The organism is Mycobacterium sp. E802 (assembly GCF_001666875.1).
In the GTDB taxonomy this organism is placed as follows: Bacteria; Actinomycetota; Actinomycetes; order Mycobacteriales; family Mycobacteriaceae; genus Mycobacterium.
Map to the genome: position 1 here is coordinate 1 of NZ_LZJD01000174.1, position 645 is coordinate 645.

Below are 645 nucleotides of genomic sequence, written 5' to 3' on the forward strand. Positions count from 1 at the left end.
CCTGCCCGTCGCTCTCGGCGAGGTGGGCGAACTGGTGATCGGCGGTGTCGGTCTGGCCCGCTACCTCGATCCGGACAAGGACGCCGAGAAGTACGCGGCTATGCCCACACTGGGCTGGAGCCGCGCCTACCGCAGCGGCGACCTGGTGCGGCTGGAGGCCGACGGCCTCTACTTCCAGGGGCGCGCCGACGACCAGGTCAAGGTCGGTGGCCGCCGCATCGAGCTGGGTGAGGTGGACGCCGCCCTGGTCAACCTGCGCGGGGTGAGTGGCGGCGCGGCCGCGGTGCGCAAGACCGCCAGCGGCACCCCGCTACTGGTCGGCTACATCGCGAGTACGGACCCGTCCTTCGATCTGGCCGCGGCCCGCGCGGCGCTGTCGGAGTCACTGCCCGCCGCCCTGGTGCCGCGGCTCGTGCTGCTCGACGAGCTGCCGACCCGCACCTCCGGCAAGGTCGACCGCAATGCATTGCCATGGCCGCCGCCGGGCGACGACGAACCCGACGGCACCGAACTCACCGGCACCACGGGCTGGCTGGCCGGGTTGTGGCGGGATGTCCTCGGCACGCCGGTCGACGGGCCGGAGGCCGATTTCATCGCCCTGGGCGGCGGCTCGCTGGCCGCCGCACAGCTGGTGGCCGCGCTGCG

1 protein-coding gene is annotated in these 645 nt (G+C 73.6%); it reads left to right on the top strand.

What is annotated here, in order from left to right; translation table 11 throughout:
- A partial coding sequence (locus A5699_RS25155) for a phosphopantetheine-binding protein (RefSeq protein ID WP_157561443.1) occupies nt 1-645 on the top strand: 645 nt, incomplete at both ends.